Annotated in this window: 1 protein-coding gene; it reads right to left on the bottom strand. The window is 63.2% G+C overall.

The features are described from left to right. A partial coding sequence (locus ENZ74_RS33715) for a molybdopterin cofactor-binding domain-containing protein (protein ID WP_164761501.1) occupies positions 1–606 on the bottom strand: 606 nt, incomplete at both ends.

The raw sequence follows: 606 nt of genomic DNA, 5'->3' as shown, positions 1-606 counted from the left end.
ACGCTTCTCGGATCGTCGCCCAGATACGCGCCGGCGTTGCCGGCATGTCGATGTGCTTGACGCCATAAGCGCGCCAGAGCGCGTCGGTCACCGCATTGAGTGCCGCCGGGGTCGAACCGATGGTGCCGGCCTCGCCCGCGCGCTTGATGCCGAGTGCATTGGTCGTCGACGGCACGTTGCGGGTCTCGAAATGGAAGAACGGGAAATTGTCGGCGCGCGGCATGGCGTAATCCATGAAGCTCGCCGTCAAAAGCTGTCCGTCCTCGCCGTAGATAGTGTCCTCGGTCAGTGCCTGGCCGATGCCTTGCACGACGCCGCCATGCACCTGGCCGGCGAGCAGGATCGGGTTCACGGTCACGCCGAAATCGTCGACGATGGTGTAGCGGACAATCTCGGTCGCGCCGGTGTCGGGATCGATCTCGACCTCGCAGATATGAGTGCCGTTGGGATAGGTGCATTCGTCCTGCACGAACTCGCCAAAGCCCTTGAGATCGTCAGGCGTCTTGGCGGCCTTGGCGATGCTGGAAAAATCGAGCGAGCGATCGGTGCCGACGATGCGGGCAACACCATCGGACAACTCGATGTCGCCGGCAGAAGCCTCCAGCT

Origin of the sequence: Mesorhizobium sp. M7A.F.Ca.CA.002.15.2.1 (assembly GCF_003998715.1) — a bacterium.
GTDB lineage: Bacteria > Pseudomonadota > Alphaproteobacteria > Rhizobiales > Rhizobiaceae > Mesorhizobium > Mesorhizobium ciceri.
This window is presented reverse-complemented; position numbering and strand designations above follow the sequence as displayed.